Here is a 17,805-nt window from a genome sequence, read left to right as displayed (position 1 = left end):
TTTCTGATCAATGTATCAAATGAAAAAAGAGCGAGTGGGAACTCGCTCTTTTCTATTAGGTATTATGACTGGGTTTGCTATTCGCGTTCGTGTAACGGTTTAAAGTTGCGCATTTTTTGACCAGTGTAAAGTTGGCGAGGACGGCCAATTTTATTATCTGGATCACTGTGCATTTCATTCCAGTGGGCAATCCAACCGATAGTGCGAGACATTGCGAAGATAACGGTAAACATAGAGATTGGAATACCGATAGCCTTCAGAATAATACCTGAGTAGAAATCCACGTTAGGGTAGAGTTTTTTCTCAACAAAGTATTCGTCAGAAAGCGCGATGCGCTCAAGTTCCATCGCCACATCCAATAGTGGGTCCTGAATATTCAGCTCTTTGAGCACTTCATGACAAGCCTCACGCATTACCGTCGCTCTTGGGTCGTAGTTTTTATAAACTCGGTGACCAAAACCCATCAAGCGGAATGGATCATCCTTATCTTTTGCTCTGACGACATACTCAGGAATGTTATCAACGTTGCCTATCTCTTCTAGCATACGCAGACAGGCTTCGTTAGCACCCCCATGAGCAGGCCCCCACAACGAGGCAATGCCAGCCGCAATACAGGCAAACGGGTTAGCACCAGAAGAACCGGCAAGGCGAACCGTTGAGGTTGATGCGTTTTGTTCATGATCAGCATGCAGAGTGAAAATTTTATCCATCGCACGAGCAACTACAGGATTAACCTCATATTCTTCACATGGTGTTGCAAACATCATATGCAAAAAGTTTTCAGCGTAGCTTAAGTCATTACGTGGGTAGATAAATGGTTGGCCGACAGAGTACTTGTAGCACATTGCCGCCAGTGTTGGCATTTTTGAGAGTAGCCTATAAGCCGCTATTTCTCGGTGTATATCATTATTAATATCAAGTGAATCATGGTAGAACGCGGCAAGCGCTCCAACCACACCACACATTACAGCCATTGGATGAGCATCACGGCGGAAGCCGTGGAAGAAACTTGCAATTTGCTCGTGGACCATAGTGTGACGCGTCACCGTATGTTTAAACTCTTCATATTGCTTACGATTAGGGGCTTCACCGTAAAGAAGAATATAACAAACTTCCAAGTAATCAGCGTTATTGGCTAATTGATCAATAGGGAAGCCGCGGTGCAGTAACACCCCTTTTTCGCCATCGATATAAGTAATTTGAGATTCACAAGATGCAGTGGCAAGAAAACCAGGGTCAAAAGTGAAGTATCCGTTGGCTCCTAGTTTACGAACGTCGATTACTTGTGGGCCTACAGTCCCATCCATAATCGGCAGCTCGATTGGCGCTTTACCTTCAATATGAAGGGTCGCTTTCTTATCTGCCATAACAATCTCCTTTGTTTATTATTTAATCCGTCCAGGATGTTTGTGTGACATTTTTTTACGTGTGTTCTTAATTAAAGTCAATTTTTCTCGTCTGATGTGTGCACTTGTTTTGATTTTTTATACATATAAAGTTAAAAATCTGTTCTGTGTAGCAAAAATTGTTACATCAATTGTATTAGAATGTTGCGAGCCGTATAGTGGCACTGAAAATTTTGGTGAACACCTTATAAATAAAAGGCTAGAAACTGTATTTTAGTATTGCATTCTGTCTTTATTGTTAACGGAATTATTACATTTAACTGCGCGATATCGGGCTTTTTATGTTAAAATAATGTTAACTTTTGTGGGTTTTACAACCAAAATTCATTTATAACTATAAATGCTCAATGGAGCTGAGTGAGCAAGCCCGTGAAAGAAAGAAAGTCAAGACCTGTTAATTTAGATTTACAGACCATTCACTTTCCGATCAGTGCGATAGCATCCATCCTACACCGAGTGTCTGGGGTGATGATGTTCGTTGCGGTCGGAATTTTGCTGTGGTTACTCTCCCTCTCGTTAAGTTCTCCGGTAGGTTTTATGGAAGCCAGCAACATTGTGAATGGCTTTTTCGCAAAATTTATTTTATGGGGAATTTTAACAGCGCTGTCTTACCACATTGCAGGTGGTATACGCCATTTGCTGATGGACCTGGGCCACTTTGAAGAGTTGGAGTCAGGGGCTATGAGTGCCAAAGTCGCCTTCATCGCAACAGCAGTGCTTTCAGTTTTAGCGGGAGTATTGGTATGGTAAAACATGTTTCTTCTTTTGGTCGTAACGGAGTGCATGATTATCTGCTGATCCGTGCTTCTGCGATCATTATGACTCTTTATACTATCTACCTAGTCAGCTTCTGTGCTTTCTCTGGTGATATCTCCTATGTTTCATGGACACAGTTTTTTGGTGGAACCTTTACCAAAGTCTTCACAATGCTGGCGTTAGTCTCTGTCCTTATCCATGGTTGGATCGGTTTATGGCAAGTATTAACGGATTACATTAAGTGTTCTAAATTGCGTGGTGGCCTGCAATTGGTCGTTATTGCAGTGCTCTTTGGATACTTCTTCTCTGGCTTATTTGTATTGTGGGGTGCGTAAGTGACTATTCCAGTTCGTGAATTTGATGCCGTAGTGATCGGCGCTGGTGGTGCTGGCATGCGTGCAGCACTGCAAATTTCAGAGCAAGGTTTATCCTGTGCTCTGCTTTCTAAAGTTTTTCCAACACGTTCTCACACGGTTTCGGCTCAAGGTGGTATTACCGTTGCGTTAGGCAACGCGCATGAGGACCACTGGGAACAACATATGTATGACACGGTGAAGGGCTCCGACTATATCGGTGACCAAGATGCTATCGAGTACATGTGTAAGAATGGTCCAGAGTCGGTGATTGAACTAGAGAAAATGGGTTTGCCTTTTTCTCGTTTTGACAATGGCACCATTTATCAGCGCCCATTTGGTGGGCAATCCAAAAATTTTGGTGGTGAACAAGCGGCTCGAACCGCTGCTGCCGCTGACCGTACTGGTCACGCACTACTTCATACCTTGTATCAACAAAACATTAAATATAAGACCACTATTTTCTCTGAGTGGTACGCACTTGATTTAGTGAAAAATGAAGAGGGTGCAGTACTTGGCTGTACCGCCTTGTGTATGGAAACAGGCGAAGTTTGTTATTTCAAATCTAAAGCCACAGTATTAGCGACTGGCGGAGCTGGCCGTATCTATGCTTCAACCACCAACGCGCACATCAATACGGGTGATGGCGTGGGCATGGCTATCCGCGCTGGCGTCCCGATGCAAGATATCGAAATGTGGCAATTCCACCCAACAGGGATTGCTGGTGCTGGCGTTCTTGTGACGGAAGGGTGTCGTGGTGAAGGTGGTTATCTTTTAAATAAAGATGGCGAACGTTTCATGGAACGTTATGCACCAAACGCGAAGGATTTGGCTGGTCGTGATGTAGTAGCCCGCTCAATGATGATTGAGATCCGTGAAGGTCGTGGTTGCGATGGTCCATGGGGTCCGCACATCAAGCTTAAACTCGATCACCTTGGCAAAGAAACTCTGGAATCTCGTCTGCCGGGCGTATGTGAGTTGTCACGTACGTTTGCTCACGTCGATCCAGTTAAAGAACCTATTCCAGTGATCCCAACCTGCCACTACATGATGGGAGGAGTACCGACTCAAGTTTCAGGTCAGGCGATTAAGCAAGATGCTAAAGGCGCTGATGTGGAAGTTCAAGGTTTGTTTGCGTGTGGTGAAATTGCATCAGTATCGGTGCATGGCGCGAACCGTTTGGGTGGTAACTCTCTACTGGATTTAGTGGTCTTTGGCCGAGCAACAGGCTTACATTTGGGCGAAACGTTGAAAAAGCAAGCGGACGCAAAACCTGCCACAGAAGCGGACATTGAAAAATCGCTAGAACGTTACAACCGCTGGGAAAACAGTACAGGTGGTGAAGATCCCGCGCAAATTCGTAAAGATTTGCAACGTTGTATGCAAAATAACTTCTCGGTGTTCCGTGAAGGTGAAGCGATGGCTAAAGGTCTTGAAGAGCTTAAAGTGATTCGTGAACGTTTGAAGAACGCACATCTTTCAGACAAGTCAACCGAGTTCAACACTCAACGGATCGAGTGTTTAGAGCTGGAAAACTTGATGGAAACAGCATTTGCTACTGCGGTTGCTGCAAATTATCGTACCGAAAGCCGTGGAGCCCACGCTCGCTTTGACTATCCTGAACGCGATGATGCTAATTGGTTATGCCATTCAATTTACAACCCTGAGACTGAAAGCATGTCGAAGCGTAGCGTAAATATGGAACCAATTTATCGTGAAGCGTTTCCGCCTAAAGCGCGCACATACTAAGGAGAAGGCACTATTATGAAATTGAAATTCTCTTTGTATCGCTATAATCCGGACGTCGATCAAAAGCCTTACATGAAGGATTATCTGCTTGAAGTCGAAGAGGGCTCTGACATGATGTTGTTGGATGCACTCATTTTACTGAAAGAGCAAGATCCCACCATTGCTTTTCGTCGCTCGTGCCGTGAAGGAGTGTGTGGATCTGACGGTTTGAACATGAACGGTAAAAATGGATTAGCGTGTATCACTCCATTATCTGCGCTTTTGGCCAAAGGCACGATCGTTATTCGACCTCTGCCTGGGCTACCAGTCGTCCGTGATTTAATTGTCGATATGGCCCAGTTTTATGAAAATTACGAGAAGGTTAAACCTTATCTTGTGACTGACGGAAACTTGCCTCCGGCTCGTGAGAACTTGCAATCACCAGAAGAGCGAGCGCATTTAGACGGTTTATATGAGTGCATTATGTGCGCTTGCTGCACAACTTCATGCCCTTCTTTCTGGTGGAACCCGGATAAGTTTATCGGCCCAGCAGGTTTGTTGGCGGCTTATCGTTGGCTAATTGACAGCCGCGATACCGCAACAGATGAACGTTTATCTAATCTTGATGATGCTTTTAGCGTTTTTCGTTGCCATGGCATCATGAATTGTGTAAGTGTTTGTCCTAAGGGATTAAATCCGACGAAAGCCATTGGACATATCAAATCAATGCTTGTGAACCGTTCGGTTTAAAATGAATAAAAATTGCAGGTCTTCGGACCTGCCTTTTATAGCTCGGCATAGACCGAAGCAAACGTGAAAACTACTGGTTAAGGGAAAATATGCACAACGGCGTGATGAAGGCATGGCTCGAGTCTTCACACTTGGCTGGCGCCAATGCAACTTACGTAGAGGACCTCTACGAACTGTATCTAAGTGATCCTGATCTGGTAAGTGAGGAGTGGAAACGTGTTTTTGATGGCTTGCCTGCGCAAGCTGACAATGTGGTTGAACAGCCACATTCACGTGTCCGTGACTACTTCCGACGACTCGCGAAAGAAACAAAGCATTACAATGTCCAAGTTAGTGATCCAGATGTCGATGCTAAGCAAGTAAGAGTCTTGCAGCTGATTAATGCTTACCGTTTTCGCGGTCATGAAGCGGCTCAACTCGACCCCCTAGGTTTATGGCAACGCCCATTAGTGGCAGAATTAGACCCAGCGTTCCACAATCTTAACGAAGGTGACTTCGAAGAAACTTTCAATGTCGGCTCTTTTGCTATCGGGCAAGAGACAATGAAATTGAAAGACATTTATCAAGCCCTCAACAAAACCTATTGCGGTTCCATCGGTGCAGAATACATGCACATTATCGACACTGAACAAAAGCGTTGGATACAACAACGTCTTGAATCAGTCGTTGGTCAACCTTCTTTCAGCAAAGAAGAAAAACGAATTTTCCTTGAAGAATTGACAGCCGCAGAAGGTCTTGAGCGTTATTTAGGCGCGAAATTCCCCGGTGCTAAGCGTTTTTCTTTGGAAGGTGGTGATGCGCTCATCCCAATGATGAAAGAGTTGATCCGTCATGCTGGTAGCACAGGTATGCGTGAAGTTGTGATTGGTATGGCGCACCGTGGTCGTCTTAACATGCTCGTCAACGTCTTAGGTAAAAAACCTCAAGATCTGTTCGACGAGTTTGCGGGTAAGCATGGTGAAAGCTGGGGAACGGGTGATGTTAAATATCACCAAGGTTTCTCTGCTGACTTTGCGACACCCGGCGGTGATGTGCATCTAGCCTTAGCATTTAACCCTTCGCATCTTGAAATTGTTAACCCAGTCGTAATTGGTTCAGTTCGTGCTCGACAAGATCGATTGGGAGATGAAGACGGTTCGACAGTGCTACCTATTTCGATTCATGGTGACTCTGCTATCGCTGGCCAAGGTGTCGTTGCCGAGACATTTAACATGTCTCAAGCGCGTGGTTATTGCGTGGGAGGGACGGTACGTATTGTTATTAACAACCAAGTTGGTTTTACCACGTCAAACCCTCGTGATACACGCTCGACTATGTATTGTACTGACATCGCTAAGATGGTTCAGGCACCCATTTTCCACGTCAATTCTGATGATCCAGAAGCAGTTGCTTTCATCACCCGCATTGCACTCGATTATCGTAATGAATTTAAGCGTGATGTCGTCATTGATCTGGTTTGTTATCGCCGTCACGGCCATAACGAAGCCGACGAGCCAAACGCAACTCAACCGCTGATGTATCAAAAGATCAAAAAGCATCCTACGCCGCGTAAGCTTTATGCCGATGTTTTGATAGAGCGTGGTGAGTTTGATATTGAGATTGCCACACAGTTAGTCAACGAATATCGTGATGCTCTGGACCATGGTGAAGTCGTGGTGAAAGAGTGGCGTCCAATGGCACTGCATTCTGTTGATTGGTCACCGTATATTGGTCATGAATGGGATATGCCATGGAATAGTAAAGTTGACCTTGAGCGTTTAAAAGAGCTGGGTAACCGAATTTGTCAGTATCCAGAAAGCCATAAACTGCAAAGTCGTGTGGATAAAATCTATACCGACCGACAAGCGATGGTTAATGGAGAGAAGCTTCTCGATTGGGGTATGGCTGAAACGCTGGCTTATGCAACCTTAGTTGATGATGGAAAGCGAATCCGCATTTCGGGGCAAGACTCTGGGCGTGGAACCTTCTTCCACCGTCACTCGGTATTGCATAACCAAAGTGACGCAAGTACCTATATTCCATTGGCGAATATCCATGATAAACAGGGTCCTTTTGAAGTATTGGATTCGGTTTTGTCGGAAGAAGCAGTGCTAGCTTTTGAATATGGCTACGCGACAGCGGAGCCGAGTGGTTTGACGATTTGGGAAGCTCAGTTTGGTGATTTCGCCAATGGAGCTCAAGTCGTGATTGACCAGTTCATCTCTTCCGGTGAACAAAAATGGGCGCGTTTGTGTGGTTTAACCATGCTGCTACCTCATGGTTATGAAGGGCAAGGCCCGGAACACTCATCAGCACGCCTAGAGCGTTATTTGCAACTGTGCGCCGAACAAAACATGCAAGTGGTGGTTCCCTCTACGCCAGCGCAGGTATACCACATGCTGCGTCGTCAGGTTATTCGTCCAATGCGTCGACCATTGATCGTTATGTCACCAAAATCGTTGCTGCGTCACCCACTATGTATCTCAACACTGGAAGACTTGGCTGACGGATCGTTTTTGCCGGCTATCGGCGAAGTTGACGATCTCAACCCAGCGAACGTCAAACGTGTTGTGTTCTGCTCTGGTAAGGTTTACTACGACCTGCTTGAACAGCGCCGCAATAACGAACAAGGTGATGTTGCTATCGTCCGTATTGAACAGCTATATCCATTCCCGAAAGAAGAAGTGGAAGCGGTTATCGCTCAATACACTAATGTTGTTGACTATGTATGGTGCCAAGAAGAGCCTCAAAACCAAGGTGCTTGGTACAGTAGCCAACATAACTTCCGTTCTGCCATTCCAGCCGGTGCTGATCTGAAATACGCAGGTCGCCCTGCATCAGCATCACCAGCCGTTGGTTATATGTCGGTACACTTGAAACAACAAAAAGCGTTGGTTGAAGACGCTCTGACCCTAGCTTAACGAACTAGAAGTAAAAGGAAGACACAGATTATGACAATTGAAATTCTGGTTCCAGATCTACCTGAATCAGTTGCTGATGCAACAGTCGCGACATGGCATAAAAAGCCAGGTGAAGCCGTCGCTCGTGATGAAGTACTCGTTGAGATTGAAACTGATAAAGTAATTCTTGAAGTGCCAGCGCCTGAGACGGGTGTTCTCGAAGCCATTATCGAGCAAGAAGGTGCGACGGTGCTTTCGAAACAGTTATTGGCGAAATTGAAACCTGGTGCCGTTGCAGGTGAACCGACGAAAGATACCACCAACGATACAGAGCCGTCTCCTGATAAACGCCACAAAGCCACACTGACAGACGAAACGAATGATGCGCTTAGCCCTGCGGTACGCCGTTTACTCGCCGAGCATGGTTTGGAAGCAAGCCAAGTGAAAGGCTCTGGTGTGGGTGGACGTATCACGCGTGAAGATATTGATGCTCATCTAGCAGCCGCAAAATCAGCGTCAGCAGTTGCTCCAAGTCAACCTGAGCCTGTCGTTGCGATGGCGCGCAGTGAAAAACGTGTACCGATGACGCGTTTGCGTAAACGTGTTGCGGAGCGCCTGCTTGAGGCAAAAAATAGCACGGCGATGTTGACGACGTTTAATGAAGTTAACATGAAGCCTATCATGGATCTGCGTAAGCAATATCAAGGTCTGTTTGAAGAGAAACACGGTATTCGTTTAGGCTTTATGTCTTTCTACGTGAAAGCGGTAACAGAAGCGTTAAAGCGTTACCCAGAAGTGAATGCATCTATTGATGGCCAAGATATTGTGTATCACAGCTATTTTGATATTAGCATGGCAGTTTCAACGCCTCGTGGCTTAGTGACTCCGGTTCTTAAAGATTGCGATACGCTAAGCCTTGCCGAAATTGAGAAGGGCATCAAAGAGCTTGCACTCAAAGGAAGAGATGGCAAATTGACGGTTGAAGAACTGACTGGCGGTAATTTCACGATTACGAATGGCGGTGTGTTTGGATCGTTAATGTCAACACCGATCATCAATCCGCCACAAGCGGCCATATTGGGCATGCACAAAATCCAAGACCGCCCAATGGCTGTGGATGGCAAAGTAGAAATTTTACCAATGATGTACCTAGCACTTTCTTACGACCACCGTTTGGTGGATGGCCGTGAGTCAGTTGGTTTCCTTGTGACAGTAAAAGAGCTACTTGAAGATCCAGCACGTCTGCTACTGGACGTGTAACCTCACTGAACGTTGTTCAGTGAATTTAAGGCTAGGCAGGCTCACGTCTAGCCTTCATTTAAGCAAAAGGCTACAAGCTATCCTCTTGGATAAATTGCAGCCGCTTAATTTGAGAAGCACCCTACAGATATATGGCGCAGCATAGCTGCCGCTTTATGGAAATAATAAATCCCTTAAGGGATAAACAAACGGAAGAACATAATGAATTTGCATGAATATCAAGCCAAACAGCTGTTTGCAGAATTCGGTTTGCCTGTACCGGAAGGTTATGCCTGTGATACTCCACAAGAAGCTTTTGAAGCGGCGGGTCGGATTAGCACAGCGAAGAAAGTTGTTAAGTGTCAAGTGCATGCAGGTGGTCGCGGTAAAGCGGGTGGCGTTGAGTTGCACGACACTAAAGATGGTGTCAAAGAGTTTGCTCAAAAATGGTTAGGTAAAAATCTGGTTACTTATCAAACGGACGCAAATGGTCAGCCAGTATCAAAAATTTTGGTTGAAGAAGCTTCTAATATCGCGAATGAGCTTTACTTAGGCGCTGTTGTTGACCGTGCGACTCGTCGTGTCGTGTTCATGGCCTCAACAGAAGGCGGCGTGGAAATTGAAAAAGTAGCGGAGGAGACTCCGGAGCTGATTCATAAAGCCGCGATTGATCCTTTGGTTGGTCCGCAAGCCTACCAAGGCCGCGAACTTGCTTTCAAACTTGGCTTGGAAGGCGACCAAATTAAGCAATTTGTGAAGATCTTTCTAGGTCTTGGCGCTATGTTTACCCAGTATGATCTTGCACTGCTAGAAATCAACCCATTAGTTGTCACCGCTGAAGGGAACTTGTTGTGCCTTGATGGCAAGATCAACATCGACTCAAACGCACTTTATCGTCAACCTAAACTTCGCGAAATGCACGATCTCTCACAAGAAGATGAGCGCGAAGCTCATGCTGCTCAGTGGGAACTGAACTATGTTGCTCTTGATGGCAATGTTGGCTGCATGGTGAACGGTGCTGGCCTTGCAATGGGCACCATGGATATTGTTAACCTTCATGGCGGCAAACCTGCAAACTTCCTTGATGTTGGTGGTGGTGCAACCAAAGAGCGTGTTGCTGAAGCGTTCAAAATCATTTTGTCTGATGACAACGTGAAAGCCGTATTGGTGAATATTTTCGGCGGTATCGTACGTTGCGATATGATTGCAGAAGGCATTATCGGTGCGGTGAAAGAAGTTGGTGTAACGGTTCCCGTAGTCGTGCGTTTGGAAGGTACAAACGCGGAATTAGGACGCGGAGTACTCGCAAATTCTGGTCTTGATATCATTGCAGCTGAGTCGTTAACGGACGCAGCTCAGAAAGTTGTTGCTGCGGCGGAGGGTAAATAATGTCGGTACTTATTAATAAAGACACCAAAGTAATCTGCCAAGGTTTCACTGGTGGTCAGGGAACTTTCCACTCCGAACAGGCGATTGCCTACGGTACACAAATGGTCGGTGGGGTTTCTCCGGGTAAAGGTGGTCAAACTCACCTTGGTCTGCCTGTATTTAATACGGTGCGTGACGCAGTGAAAGCAACGGGTGCAACGGCAACCGTTATTTATGTACCTGCACCATTTTGTAAAGACGCTATTTTAGAAGCAATTGACGCTGGTATTGAACTTATTGTGACGATCACTGAAGGTATACCGACTACCGATATGATTGACGTAAAAGTGAAGCTCGAAGAGACTGGTGTGCGTATGATTGGCCCGAACTGTCCGGGTGTGATTACACCGGATGCGTGTAAGATCGGCATCATGCCAGGCCACATTCATAAGAAAGGAAAAGTGGGTATTGTTTCTCGTTCAGGAACGCTAACTTATGAAGCCGTTAAGCAAACAACAGATGAAGGCTTTGGTCAGTCAACGTGTGTTGGTATCGGCGGTGACCCAATCCCGGGCTCTAACTTCATTGATATCTTGAAACTATTCCAAGATGATCCTGAAACTGAAGCGATTGTGATGATTGGCGAGATCGGTGGTACAGCCGAAGAAGAAGCCGCGGCATTCATTAAAGAGAATGTCACGAAACCGGTGGTGTCTTATATTGCTGGTGTGACTGCGCCTCCGGGTAAACGGATGGGCCATGCTGGTGCTATCATTTCTGGTGGTAAAGGGACAGCTGATGAGAAATTTGCAGCGCTTGAAGCCGCGGGTGTGAAAACTGTCAAAAGCCTTGCTGATATCGGAAAAGCATTGCGTGAAGTGACGGGTTGGTAATCACGCCTTCCTCAGTTTGAAGACAAACCCCGAACCTTGTTTCGGGGTTTTTACTTTAGATTCAATAGGTTTTGATACTAGCGTTTTACAAGTTGACTGCACATAAACATCGTTGTAGCCGTCACGACAACCGAAGGGCCTGCAGGTGTGTCAAAATGCCACGAGAGGATTAGCCCGCCCAGCACAGCTAAAGCGCCGACCAAAGAAGCTAATATTGCCATCTGCTCTGGGGTTTTTGTGAGTCGCCTAGCGGTCGCCGCGGGAATAATCAGCAGCGATGTCATAATCAGAGCACCAACAAATTTCATTCCTAGTGCAATCACCACCCCAATTAATAGCATTAGCAGCAAACGCATTAAATCAACGTTGATGCCCTCAACAAACGCAAGTTCTTCGTTCACTGTAGTTGAAAGTAATGGCCGCCAAAAAAGAAATAGCAGTGCACTTACTGCAATCGCTCCCCCCCAAATGAAGGCTAAATCAGTAAAACTTACCGCCAATAAATCGCCAAAGAGATAGCTCATTAAATCGATGCGAACGTTATCAAGGAAGCTTACTGCAATGAGACCAATGGATAACGAGCTATGAGCGAGAATGCCGAGCAAAGTGTCTGTCGCCACAAGCTGTTGTTTCTGCATAGTAACCAAAATGATTGCAAGCCCAAGACAGCAAACGAGCAACGCAAGATAAAGGTTGATATCAAGCAAAAAGCCTAGCGCCAATCCCATCAGCGAGGCGTGTGCGAGGGTATCGCCAAAATAAGCCATTTTTCGCCAAACCACGAATGACCCAAGGGGACCTGCGATAACGGCAATACCAAGGCCTGCTAATATTGATGGAAGAAGAAATTCAATCATGATGGTGACCGTGTGAATGATTTGAACAGCAAGTTGCATCCCCTTTCACAGGTTGGCCTGCTAAGTCGTGATGATGCTGATGTTTGTGATGGTAAAAAGCTAAGGCTTCGCGATTGCGCGTACCAAATAATGCGATATAGCTTGGGTGTTGAGTAATCGTTGCCGGTGAACCGAAACAGCAAACATGGTGATGAAGACAGATAACATCATCCGTTTTTGCCATCACCAGATGCAAATCGTGAGAGACCATGAAGACACCACAGCCGAAACGATGTCGTATGGCATCGATAAGATCATACAGATCAATTTGCCCTTGCACGTCAACACCTTGAGCTGGTTCATCAAGAATTAGAATATCTGGGCGCTGTAGCAATGCACGGGCGATAAGAATCCGTTGTGTTTCACCACCGGACAGCTTATGCATATCATAATCAAGAAGATGCTCGGCCCCGACTAGCCTGAGTGCGTCTAGCAACTCTTGCTGACTAAAACGTCCGGCTAAACTTAAAAATCGTTTAACGGGGAGTGGTAACGCGTCATTAAGTTTTAACTTTTGAGGAACATAACCAATTTTAAGGTTTTTTACGCGCGTCATCGTTCCGCTATGGACGGGCTGTAGCCCGAGCAATACTTTAACGAGCGTCGACTTGCCCGCACCATTAGGACCTATCAGTGTGGTAATCTTCCCTTTTTCTAGGTTGATACTGACATTGTCCAAAACACGGCGGTTGTTGAATTCGACACAAATGCCTTGCAGCTGAATTAAGTTGGACATGAATGGAACTTATTTGCAATTCGGAAGTGTTATAATGTAACATTTCGTTCCCTTTAACGCTATATACCGAATGGAAAAACCATCATGTTGCGTCAGATTATGCTCCTTCTTTGCTTAATAACATTATCGCCTTTGGCGTGGTCTACGGTCATTTTGACCAGCATTAAGCCGATTCAGATGATTACATATGAATTGACTCTCGATGTGAATGAACCAGAAGTACTACTGGGGGCAAATACCTCACCGCATGACTATGCGTTGCGCCCTTCTGATGTTAAAAAAATCAGAGCGGCGGATTTAGTGATTTGGTATGGAAAAGACCTTGAGCCATTCTTAAGTAAGACATTAGCGAGTCACCACAACGTTTTGACCATCAGCCAAATTGATGGCCTGACACTGAGAGAGCTCAGTGGCGAACAACACGATCATGATGGGCATCACCATGGTATGTATGACCCACATTTTTGGCTTGGAACCGATCAAGCCAAGCAAGTGGCAGCGGCGATTACCGCAAGTTTAGTGAAAAGTGATAGCGCTAATGCCGAGCAGTATAAAGTAAACTTAGTCCGCTTTTTGGCTCAATTAGACTCGACTCATCAAGCAATCATGCAGAAGATGAGCAAAATTAGTGATAAAGGATATTATGTTTTTCATGATGCATACGGCTATTTTGAACAGCAATACCATTTGAATAACCTCGGCCATTTTACCGTGAGTCCTGATAGAAAACCGGGTGCTAAAACCCTAATCACCATTAAAAATTCAATCATTAATAATGAAGCCAAATGCGTGTTTTCAGAACCTCAGTTTACCCCGGCGGTGATTGATACTGTGACTCGTGGCACTAAGGTTAAAACGGGAGTACTTGATCCATTAGGAGCAGATATCAAAGTGAAAAGTGGCAGCTATTTTGAGCTGTTAAATCAGCTGAGCAACAACTTTTACACTTGTTTGTCTCAATAGATGTACGCTGTATTGTATGTTGTACGATCTGCACTGAAATCTAGGATAAAGATTCACAGATTGTCGCTTTCTTAGCTTCAAAAAGCCTTATCTTTGGTTAGAATGTTTTGATAATTATCGCCACGAAAGAACAGGTTGCAATGTGGCGTGCTATTGATTGAGGCTCAGTCTGTTGAAAGGAAAGAATGACTATTTTAAAGCTTTGTTCTGGATCTTGGGTTTCCTGACGCTTTTATTAGCGCAGGGGACACAAGCTCTAGACAAAGCACCTTCCATCTTCTATCCATTGCCAGCTCAGGCTCAAGGGAAAATTTTTGCCGCACAAAATTTGTTTTTAGGTGAAGAAGGGGGAATTTGGATACACGATGTGCATGGCAAAGTGGTTTTCTTTGATGGACAAAACATCCTTCCCCGACGTGGCTCAGTGCTTTCACAAGAGAGCGAAAATATTACCTATCTTAATAACGCTTTTTGGACGTTCATTGATAATGAACTTTATCGAACTTATCCCGCACAAGATCGCGAATTAGTATTTAGCTTAACGCCTGGAATCATCATAAAAAAAATAGGTTCGTCAGGTAATTTCATCTGGTTAGCCGATGAGACGCACTTTTATACATACCATGCGCAAACCCACAAGTTAGTTACTTATTCTTTTAAAGAAATGTATCAATTAAATCAAGCAAGTCGATTAATCGTCAATGATGCGAAGTTTGTGCTTTCTAAATGGGTATTAGCCACTAATGCTGGAGTCTATCTATCAGATGGAGAGAGTTTTTCTCACGTGCTCAGCTCTGGTAAAAACTTCATTGAGAAACTCTATTTTTCCGAGAAACGTAGAGAGCTTGTGATTGGAATGCTCAATGGTGGGCTGATTATTGATGTCGAGGACCCAAAGCGCCAGCAAAAGTTGGTTGGAGATTCCCATGTATTATCTGTTGCTGAGACAGATCAAGAGTATTGGATTGGTACTGAAGATGGATTATTTGTTCATTCGTTTTTGACAGGTAAAACCGTCAAGTTAGAAAGTAATGACCAAGACAATAATGGGTTACCAGGCAATAAAATTTATTCATTGGTCAATGACTTACAAGGTGGGATTTGGATCGCAACGGATAAAGGTATTCGTTACTTTTCTCTGTTTGGACAAAAATTTAAGCGCCATTCCATTGCACCGCTCAACAATAATCCCATAACAAAAATTGTGACAAGGTCAGATAATAAAGGGTATTTGTTTTTAACTCGACAAGGGTTATACCAAGTCGATGCTGAAAATTGGCAAGAGCCTAAACTTATTTTCCCAGGAGAAGTGCATGATTTCGCTCAAATAGATGATCATTCTCTATGGATAGCTACACATACAGGCATTGTTATTTATCACTTGCAGACAAAAAAGATGATAGAAACGAGCATGTTACCTCTTAAGCTGCGTTCGAATGATACTAAACACCTTGAATTTGATCATGAAGGACTGTTATGGGGAGCAACAGGTAACCATTTGTGGTCATATCAGTTGGCCGATAACTCGCTCACCGATTTCGGTTCGGTATGGTTTGTTGATGCATTTTTGCCTGCAAAAATAATAAAACTTAAGTCAACTCGGCGAGGGGTATTTATCGGCACTGACCATGGTGTTTATCTTTTTGACAAAGGCAAAATTGTTTTTCTCCGAGCGACTAGTCATTATGGACAAAGCATTGATATATTTGAGAGTAGCAAGGGTGATGTTTGGTTTGCTAGTGCTTATGGCGTCTTTGTTTTGGCACATGATCGTAGTGATATTCGATCTATTGATATGGTTGAAGAGAATATTAGCCCCAAATGTTTAACTGAAACGGGCAACGGTATTTGGCTGACTTCCTCACAAGGAATCTCGCTCTACAATCCTATGGGTGAGGTGGTAAAGCATTTTGGTGATCCACACGGATTGATGAATAATGAATTTAAAAGTGGAGTTTGCGAATCAAGTATTATCAATAACCAACAGCAGTTGCTGCTAGGTTCCCGTTTCGGCTTAGTGACAGCATGGTCCTCTGAACTCACGGTTGCTACCCCTCCTAATACCAATATTATCTTTAGCCAAGTGAATGTCGATCACATTCCTGTCATGTTCGGTCGTGGTCGTTTTCAGACACTAGAATTGGAATATGGAAGTTCGATAAGCTTTTTATTTGGTGCATTGCCAGAATCGAGAGCCTTATCATTGGAGTATCGTATTGCAGGGGATAAGGAGTGGCAGAGATTAGAAAGCGCTCAGTTGACTCTTGATCACCTATTACCTGGACACTATCGTTTGCTGGTGAGAAATTACAGTCCAAATCCGCAAAACAGTATGATAAACAGTCTATCATTTATTGTGGATAACCCGTGGTATTGGTCTTCATGGGCTATTGTTCTTTACCTTTGCCTTTCTATAGGCCTTATTGCTTTTGCTTCATGGTGGCGTTCTCGTTGGGTTACCAAAGTAAACCGAAAGTTAAAAGCTCAGGTGGCCTTGAAAACGGATCAACTACGGCATCAAAGCAAAATTGTTTTGACTAATAACCAGCAGTTGCGCAAGCAATTACAAATTCGCCATATCGTTGTTGAACAGATGTTAGATTCTATTACTCCTACATTAAATCAGCTGATTTATCGCTCCCAACTCCATCAACTCGCGCGACTTGAGTCTTTAGCTTTAAAAGTAAAACGTGAACTGGCGTTACTTCGTAACGTAAGAAATGATAAAACAGCGACTCAGTTGCTCTACGACCTATCGATAATCTTGAACTCTTGTGTGGACGGATGGCGTGAAGAGTTCGCGAAAGCGAATATTTCGTTGGCGGTGAACAATGAGCTTAAACAAGCTTATATTGAATCTGCCCATTTTAACCTAGACATCATTTTCAATACGCTACTGTCTGATGCGGTAAAACGTCTTTATAGAAATCAAGAGCTACAAATTCATTGTTATGAAAGGGAGAAAAGACTGTTTATTGTGATGATTGACTGTGGCGATCAGGTGCAATCCATCAATAGTGATAAGCGTATCTCTGGTTTTGAGCTAGAGGAAATGCAACTGTTAGTACAGCGCAGTGGTGGGGAAATACATATTTTTTCATCGCCAGAACGAAATTTAGTTGAGCTTTCTTGGCCATCAGTAGAGCTTGTGAGTGATGCACCTGAAATGATCGTCGTAGAAGAGCATTCAGAGGACAAGTCTATTGATGTAACGGAAAAAGAGTGGCTTAAAAAAGTAGAAAAATTGGTACACAATTACTATTCAGATCCTGAATTTAGTACCTCTAGTGCGGCTAAATCACTCTTCGTATCGGAGCGTAGCTTGCAGCGTCGTTTTAAAGCGATCACCAATAAAACATTCAAAGAGTATCTAAATGAGATCCGCTTAGAGAAAGCGTGCCAATATTTGCTCGCAGGAGGAAAAGTCGCCCAAGTCGCTTTTGATTGTGGGTTTAATGATCCGTCTTATTTCAGCCAAAGATTTAAACATCACTTCGGTTTATCGCCAACCCAATTTGTTGATGATAACGAGTAATACCGCCCCTGATAAATAGTGATAATTTTCCCACTTGAAACTGCAGCGATGTTAGCGACATTCAGTCACCCTAATCACAAAGCTTATTCAGGTGTGTGGAGATGAACTCACTTTCCGCCGGCCTGCAATCAAGCTGTATCTCCCTTCTTGATTAGATTGGCTGCTGTGTTAGCTGCGCATATTTGTCTATGCTTGCGTAGATAGACTCATTAATACTCAAAGTCGTAATATCAATTTATTTTGGAAATAGCACTTACTCAATAAACAGGCTGGGTCGGTGATTGTGTTGCGGTAAAGATGAGA

The 17,805-nt window shown here is 44.3% G+C and carries 13 protein-coding genes; 10 read left to right on the top strand and 3 right to left on the bottom strand.

Going from position 1 to position 17,805, the window contains the following annotated elements:
• Positions 1–77: 77 nt before the first annotated feature.
• A complete protein-coding gene (locus AACT42_RS08025) occupies positions 78–1,367 on the bottom strand; it encodes a citrate synthase (protein WP_017042719.1) in 1,290 nt (429 codons plus the stop codon).
• A 396-nt stretch (positions 1,368–1,763) separates the two neighbouring features.
• Here AACT42_RS08025 and sdhC point away from each other — a divergent pair, with 396 nt between their 5' ends.
• From sdhC to sucD, 8 genes are all read left to right on the top strand, one after another.
• On the top strand, positions 1,764–2,156 hold the full coding sequence (sdhC, locus tag AACT42_RS08020) for a succinate dehydrogenase cytochrome b556 subunit (protein WP_010318676.1): 393 nt from the start codon (positions 1,764–1,766) through the stop codon (positions 2,154–2,156).
• On the top strand, positions 2,150–2,497 hold the full coding sequence (gene sdhD / locus AACT42_RS08015) for a succinate dehydrogenase, hydrophobic membrane anchor protein (RefSeq protein WP_010318675.1): 348 nt from the start codon (positions 2,150–2,152) through the stop codon (positions 2,495–2,497). The genes sdhC and sdhD overlap by 7 nt, the downstream gene beginning before the upstream one ends.
• Complete coding sequence (gene sdhA, locus AACT42_RS08010; protein WP_013856347.1) at positions 2,498–4,264, top strand: succinate dehydrogenase flavoprotein subunit; 1,767 nt, start codon at positions 2,498–2,500, stop codon at positions 4,262–4,264. It begins immediately after the preceding gene.
• Positions 4,265–4,279: 15 nt separating this feature from the next.
• Complete coding sequence (locus AACT42_RS08005; protein WP_013856348.1) at positions 4,280–4,993, top strand: succinate dehydrogenase iron-sulfur subunit; 714 nt, start codon at positions 4,280–4,282, stop codon at positions 4,991–4,993.
• 89 nt (positions 4,994–5,082) lie between these two features.
• The gene (gene sucA / locus AACT42_RS08000; protein ID WP_094133737.1) at positions 5,083–7,893 is read left to right on the top strand and encodes a 2-oxoglutarate dehydrogenase E1 component; all 2,811 of its coding nucleotides are present in this window, start codon (positions 5,083–5,085) and stop codon (positions 7,891–7,893) included.
• 30 nt (positions 7,894–7,923) lie between these two features.
• On the top strand, positions 7,924–9,132 hold the full coding sequence (gene odhB, locus AACT42_RS07995) for a 2-oxoglutarate dehydrogenase complex dihydrolipoyllysine-residue succinyltransferase (RefSeq protein ID WP_094133738.1): 1,209 nt from the start codon (positions 7,924–7,926) through the stop codon (positions 9,130–9,132).
• A gap of 201 nt (positions 9,133–9,333) precedes the next feature.
• Positions 9,334–10,500, top strand: coding sequence for an ADP-forming succinate--CoA ligase subunit beta (sucC, locus tag AACT42_RS07990; protein WP_017045227.1), 1,167 nt, complete (start codon positions 9,334–9,336; stop codon positions 10,498–10,500).
• Entirely contained in the window at positions 10,500–11,372 is an 873-nt protein-coding gene (sucD, locus tag AACT42_RS07985; protein ID WP_013856352.1) for a succinate--CoA ligase subunit alpha, read from the top strand. The genes sucC and sucD overlap by 1 nt, the downstream gene beginning before the upstream one ends.
• Before the next feature lie 77 nt (positions 11,373–11,449).
• On the opposite strand, the gene znuB is transcribed toward sucD, so the two are convergent.
• Both znuB and znuC read right to left on the bottom strand, forming a co-directional pair.
• Positions 11,450–12,229, bottom strand: a complete 780-nt coding sequence (gene znuB, locus AACT42_RS07980) for a zinc ABC transporter permease subunit ZnuB (RefSeq protein WP_013856353.1) — start codon at positions 12,227–12,229, stop codon at positions 11,450–11,452.
• Positions 12,222–13,004 (bottom strand): zinc ABC transporter ATP-binding protein ZnuC, encoded by a 783-nt coding sequence (znuC, locus tag AACT42_RS07975; protein WP_013856354.1) that lies wholly within the window; start codon positions 13,002–13,004, stop codon positions 12,222–12,224. The genes znuB and znuC overlap by 8 nt, the downstream gene beginning before the upstream one ends.
• Positions 13,005–13,088: 84 nt before the next feature.
• Here znuC and znuA point away from each other — a divergent pair, with 84 nt between their 5' ends.
• Positions 13,089–13,967 (top strand): zinc ABC transporter substrate-binding protein ZnuA, encoded by an 879-nt coding sequence (gene znuA / locus AACT42_RS07970; RefSeq protein WP_017048516.1) that lies wholly within the window; start codon positions 13,089–13,091, stop codon positions 13,965–13,967.
• Positions 13,968–14,139: 172 nt separating this feature from the next.
• A complete protein-coding gene (locus tag AACT42_RS07965) occupies positions 14,140–17,502 on the top strand; it encodes an AraC family transcriptional regulator (protein WP_094168010.1) in 3,363 nt (1,120 codons plus the stop codon).
• Positions 17,503–17,805: the final 303 nt, after the last annotated feature.

It is taken from the genome of Vibrio sp. V15_P4S5T153, from assembly GCF_963874485.1.
Lineage (GTDB): Bacteria > Pseudomonadota > Gammaproteobacteria > Enterobacterales > Vibrionaceae > Vibrio > Vibrio anguillarum.
Note: the sequence above shows the minus strand (reverse complement) of the source record. Positions and strands in the feature narration are given on the sequence as shown.

Excerpts from the sequence above, each read along its gene's own strand:
- AACT42_RS08025 (WP_017042719.1), bottom strand. The coding sequence starts at position 1,367 with ATGGCAGATAAGAAAGCGACCCTTCATATTGAAGGTAAAGCGCCAATC.
- sdhD (WP_010318675.1), top strand. The coding sequence starts at position 2,150 with ATGGTAAAACATGTTTCTTCTTTTGGTCGTAACGGAGTGCATGATTAT.
- AACT42_RS08005 (WP_013856348.1), top strand. The coding sequence starts at position 4,280 with ATGAAATTGAAATTCTCTTTGTATCGCTATAATCCGGACGTCGATCAA.
- sucA (WP_094133737.1), top strand. The coding sequence starts at position 5,083 with ATGCACAACGGCGTGATGAAGGCATGGCTCGAGTCTTCACACTTGGCT.
- odhB (WP_094133738.1), top strand. The coding sequence starts at position 7,924 with ATGACAATTGAAATTCTGGTTCCAGATCTACCTGAATCAGTTGCTGAT.
- sucC (WP_017045227.1), top strand. The coding sequence starts at position 9,334 with ATGAATTTGCATGAATATCAAGCCAAACAGCTGTTTGCAGAATTCGGT.
- sucD (WP_013856352.1), top strand. The coding sequence starts at position 10,500 with ATGTCGGTACTTATTAATAAAGACACCAAAGTAATCTGCCAAGGTTTC.
- znuB (WP_013856353.1), bottom strand. The coding sequence starts at position 12,229 with ATGATTGAATTTCTTCTTCCATCAATATTAGCAGGCCTTGGTATTGCC.
- znuC (WP_013856354.1), bottom strand. The coding sequence starts at position 13,004 with ATGTCCAACTTAATTCAGCTGCAAGGCATTTGTGTCGAATTCAACAAC.
- znuA (WP_017048516.1), top strand. The coding sequence starts at position 13,089 with ATGTTGCGTCAGATTATGCTCCTTCTTTGCTTAATAACATTATCGCCT.